At 74.4% G+C, this 4,728-nt stretch carries 4 protein-coding genes; all 4 read left to right on the top strand.

Going from position 1 to position 4,728, the window contains the following annotated elements:
• The coding region (locus ABZ809_RS34375; RefSeq protein WP_357566831.1) for a lantibiotic dehydratase at positions 1 to 1,827 on the top strand (1,827 nt) is incomplete at its 5' end.
• Positions 1,824 to 3,356 carry an amino acid adenylation domain-containing protein gene (locus ABZ809_RS34370; RefSeq protein ID WP_357566829.1) on the top strand — a complete coding sequence of 511 codons (1,533 nt, stop codon included), beginning with the start codon at positions 1,824 to 1,826 and terminating at the stop codon, positions 3,354 to 3,356. The genes ABZ809_RS34375 and ABZ809_RS34370, both read left to right, overlap by 4 nt.
• The gene (locus ABZ809_RS34365; RefSeq protein WP_357566828.1) at positions 3,353 to 4,300 is read left to right on the top strand and encodes a pyridoxal-phosphate dependent enzyme; all 948 of its coding nucleotides are present in this window, start codon (positions 3,353 to 3,355) and stop codon (positions 4,298 to 4,300) included. The genes ABZ809_RS34370 and ABZ809_RS34365 overlap by 4 nt, the downstream gene beginning before the upstream one ends.
• Before the next feature lie 36 nt (positions 4,301 to 4,336).
• Positions 4,337 to 4,609: a phosphopantetheine-binding protein gene (locus ABZ809_RS34360; RefSeq protein WP_357566827.1), complete on the top strand. Its 273-nt coding sequence runs from the start codon at positions 4,337 to 4,339 to the stop codon at positions 4,607 to 4,609.
• Positions 4,610 to 4,728 lie beyond the last annotated feature (119 nt).

Below are 4,728 nucleotides of genomic sequence, written 5' to 3'. Positions count from 1 at the left end.
GTGTTTTTTTCGTCGTGGGCGGTGGATGCGGTGGCGCGGGTGGTGGGTGGGGGTGTGGGGTTGCGGGAGTGGTTGGCGCCGCGTCGGGTGCCTTTCGTGCGGGTGACGGGTGGGGGTGTGGTGGTGCCGGGGCTACCGGCCCGACCCGTCGACCCCCTGGACCGGGAGGTCCTCACCCACTGCGACGGCCGACGTCTGCCCGCGGCCATCGCCCGGGAGGTCTCCGCCCGCCTCGACCGCGAGGTGCCGCCGACCGAGGTCACCGCCGCACTGGACCGCCTGGTCAAACGCCACTGGGTCGTCTGGCGGCTGGAGGTGCCCGCCGCCGCCCACCCGGACCGGCACCTGCGATCCACGTTGGAACGCGTGGGCGACCCGGACGTCCGCGCCCGCGCACTGGCCGCCCTGCGGATCGTCGAGCAGGGCCGCGACCGCGTTCGCCGTGCCGTGGGAGATCCGGAGGCGCTCGTCGCCGCGCTGGGCGACCTGGAGCGCGACTTCGTGGAGCTGACCGCCACCACCGCCCAACGGGAGAAAGCCACCCGCACCGCTCCCGGCCGCGCCGTCGTCTACTCCGACAGCCGCCGCTCGGCCACCGTCCGGCTCGGCACCGCCGTCCGTGACGAGCTCACCCCGCTGGGGCTCTGCCTGACCGCCGCCCGCTGGATGACCAACCGGTTCGCCGACGTGGTCGGCGCGCGGATCCGGCAGGTGTACGACCGGCTGCACGCCGCGCAGGGCACCGTCGACCTCGGCTCGCTCTGGCTGGCCTGCCTCCCGGTGCCGCACCCCGAGTCCGTCGCCGACATCGACCGCATCCAGGCCGAACTGCGAGCCCACTGGACCCGCATCATCAACGCCCCACCCGGCGTCCGCCGGGTCCAGCTGGCCAGCGCGGACATCGCCGACGAGGTCCGGCGGACCTTCGCCGAGCCGGGCCGGGGCTGGTGGCAGGCCCGCTACGTCAGCCCCGACGTGCTGATCGGGGCCACCGACGCCGACGCGGTCGAGCGCGGCGACTTCACCCTGGTCCTCGGCGAGCTGCACGTGGCCATGAACACCGTCGGCGCGTCACTGTTCGTCACCCAGCATCCCGACGACCGGGAGCTGCTGCACGAGACCGACCGGGACTTCCCCGGCCCGCGGGTGATGCCCCAACTGCCCAAGGAGCAACCGCCCCGCTGGTCGGCGCGCAGCAGACCGGCGCTGGTCCGCCCGCAGGACTACCTGGTGGGAATGGTCGACTGGACCGCGGACCCGAACCGGCCCCGTACGGTGGCGGCCGCCGACGTGCGGGTCGAGCCGCGTGGCGACCAACTCGTGGTCGTACTCCCCGACGGGGCCGTCTTCCCCCTGCTGGACGTGTTCGGCAACGCCCTGACCAACCGCGTCATGGACCGCTTCACGCTGCGCGCCGACGCCGATCATTCGCCGCGGGTGACGGTGGATCGGATGGTGGTGGCGCGGGAGTCGTGGCGGTTCGTGGCGGGTGAGTTGGGGTTCGTTGATGAGCGGGTGGAGTCGCGGCGGTTTGTGCGGGCGCGGCGGTGGCGGGCGGGGTTGGAGTTGCCGCGGTGGGTGTTCGTGACGGTGCCGGGGGAGCCGAGGCCGTTTTTTGTGGATTTTGATTCGCCGGTGTACGTGAACATTTTTGCGAAGGCGGTGCGGCGGTTGGTGCGTCGTGATGGGGGTGGGCGGTTGACGGTGACGGAGATGTTGCCGACGCCGGAGCAGGTGTGGTTGAGCGATGACGTGGGGAATCGGTACACGTCGGAGTTGCGGTTCGTGGCGGTGGACCAGACCCGCGCGGACGGGGACCGGGCATGAGCCGCACCGACGCCTTCGTCACCTACGTCGACGCCCTCTACGCGCACGCCGACCGCACCCCGCACGCCCCCGCCCTGGTCACCACCGGCGAGGTCGTGTCCTATCGCGACCTCGCCGACCGGATCGAGCGGCTCGCCCGCCGGCTGACCACCGAAAGGGCCCGCCCCGAGCAGGTCTGCGCCATCGCCGTACCCAGGGTCCTGGACGCGGTGATCGCCATGGCCGCCGTGACCCGGGCCGGCGCGGCGTTCCTCACGCTCGACGTCGAGCTGCCCCCGACCCGCCTCGCGGCCATGGTCGACAGCGCGGGCGCACGTCACCTGCTGACCGAGAGCGGGCTCGCCCAGCGGCTCGCCCTCTCCGTTCCCGGCCGCACCGTGCTGCTGGACCGGCCCGCCGACGCCCCCACCCACCCGGTGCCGCCGCCCCGGATCCACCCGCGCTCGCTCGCCTACGTCAGCCACACCTCCGGCTCCACCGGCACCCCCAACGCGGTGCTGATCGAGCACCAGGGGCTGGAGAACTACCTGCGCTGCCTCCGCCGGGACCACGGGCTCGGCCCGCACACCGCGGTCGTGCAGGTCGCCCCGCTCGGCTACGACGCCTCGATCCGGGACATCTTCGCGCCGCTGACCGCCGGCGGCCGGCTGATCCTGGTGCCCCGCGCGACCCTGCTGCGGCCCGACGGATTCGCCTCGGCGGTCCGCGCCCTCGGCGGCAACACCGTGCTCAGCGCCACGCCGTCCCTGCTGGCCTCCCTCGCCGCCGACGGCGCGCCGGGGCTGCCGCCGCTGCGGCTGGTGCTCACCAGCGGCGAGTCGCTGCGGCCCTTCCTGCTGTCCGGCGGCCGGCGCGCCGTCACCGGTGACCTGGTCAACCAGTACGGCCCGACCGAGTGCACCATGACCTCCACCCGGTTCCGGGTGCCGCCCGTCCCGGACACCGACAACGACCTCGTCGGCACCTCCGTCGACCAGGTCACCGTCCAGCTGCTCGACGCGCGGCTGCGCCCGGTGCCCGACGGCGCGATCGGCGAGGTCCACATCGGCGGGGCGGCGGTCGCCCGCGGCTACGGCGGCCGGCCGGGGTTGACCGCCGACCGGTTCGTCCCCGACCCGTCCGGGCCGCCCGGGGCACGCATGTACCGCACCGGTGACCTGGCCCGGCGGCGCCCCGACGGCAACCTGGTGTACCTCGGCCGCGCCGACCGGCAGATCAAGATACGGGGCTACCGGGTGGACCCGGCCGAGATCGAGGGCGTGCTGCTCGGGTACCCGGCCGTCGCCAACGCCGTGGTCGTCGCCGAGACCGACGACCGGGGACGGACCTACCTGGTCGCCCACCTCGCCGGCGAACTGGCGGGCGTCACCGACCGCGCGCTGCGCGCCCACCTGGCCCGCACGCTGCCGCACCACATGATGCCGCGCCGGTTCGTGCGGGTCGCCAGGATGCCGACCACCGCCAGCGGCAAGGCCGACCGGGCCGCGCTGCGGGCCGCCGCCACGCTCGCCGGAGACCGGCCGGCATGACCCGCCCCGACAGCGGCCCCGGCGCCACCGACGTGCTGGCCGCGGCCGCCCGGATCGGCGGCGTGGTCCGGCGCACCCCGCTGCTCGCCGTGGACGCCCTGCCCGCCATCCTGCTCAAGGCCGAACACCTGCAGCTCGGCGGATCGTTCAAGACCCGCGGCGCGGCCAACGCGATGCTCGCCGGCAACGCCCGCGCCGTCGTCGCCGGCTCCTCCGGCAACCACGGCATCGCCCTGGCGACCCTGGGCCGCCAACTCGGTGTCGAGGTCACCGTCGTGATGGCCGGCGGCGCCAGCGCCGCCAAGGCCGCGACGCTCCGGTCCCTCGGCGCCCGGGTGCTGCAGGTGCCCGGCGGCGTCGTCGAACGGGACCGGTACGCCTGCGAACACGCCGCCCGCACCGGCGCGGCCCTCATTCCCTCCTCCGACCACGACCTGGTCGTCGCCGGCCAGGGCACCGTGGGGCTGGAGGTCTTCACCGACGCGCCGGAGATCGACCTGATCTTCGTGCCGACCGGGGGCGGCGGCCTGCTCGCCGGGATCTGCCTGGCGGCGACGTGCCTGGCCACCCCGGTGCGGATCGTGGGCGTCGAACCCGCCCACGGCCGCCGCTACGCCCGCTCCCTGGCGGCGGCCCGACCGGTCGAGCTGCCGCCGCCGGACACCATCGCCGACGGCCTGCGGGGCCAGCGACCCGGTGTCGTCCCCTTCCCGATCATCCGACAGCGGGTGGACGAGCTGATCGGGGTCACCGACGAGTCGATCACCTCGGCCATGAACCTGCTGCACGGGGCGGGCATCGCCGCCGAACCCACCGGCAGCGTGGCCCTCGCCGGCGCGCTGCAGTTCGGTGCCGCCGGCCGGGCCGTCGCCGTCGTCTCCGGCGGCAACACCCTCGCCGCCCCGCCGGCACCGCACGGCGCGATGAGCGCCTTCGCCCACTGACCAGAAGAGCACCGACCGAACCGGAAGGAACCGACGATGACCATCACCAACGAGCAGCAGGCAGGGTCCACCGACGTTCCCGGGCTGATCGCCGGGATCTACCGGGAGACGTTGCGTGACGACACCCTCGACGTCGACAGCGACTTCTTCGAGGCCGGCGGTGACTCGCTGGCCGCCTTCCAGATCACCGCCCGGTTGCAGGGCGCGCTCGGCCTGGAGGTCCCCGTGGCCCTGGTGTTCGCCTACCCGTCGCCCGCGGACCTCGCCGCCGCCATCGACGAGGACCTGCCCGGAGGCAGCGATGACTGAGGCAGGGGTGCGGCTGAGCGACCGGTGGCGGTTGTGGGATGAGTTTGCGTTGCGGGGGCCGGGTTTTCCGGCGTCGGGGGTGTTGCGGTTGGCGCCGGAGGGTTTGGCGGTGGCGGCGG

Origin of the sequence: Micromonospora sp. NPDC047074, assembly GCF_040643815.1 — a bacterium.
Taxonomy (GTDB): Bacteria; Actinomycetota; Actinomycetes; order Mycobacteriales; family Micromonosporaceae; genus Micromonospora.
Note: the sequence above shows the minus strand (reverse complement) of the source record. Positions and strands in the feature narration are given on the sequence as shown.

Bases quoted from the DNA above. Each gene is read 5' to 3' on its own strand.
- ABZ809_RS34370 (WP_357566829.1), top strand. From the start codon at position 1,824: ATGAGCCGCACCGACGCCTTCGTCACCTACGTCGACGCCCTCTACGCG.
- ABZ809_RS34365 (WP_357566828.1), top strand. From the start codon at position 3,353: ATGACCCGCCCCGACAGCGGCCCCGGCGCCACCGACGTGCTGGCCGCG.
- ABZ809_RS34360 (WP_357566827.1), top strand. From the start codon at position 4,337: ATGACCATCACCAACGAGCAGCAGGCAGGGTCCACCGACGTTCCCGGG.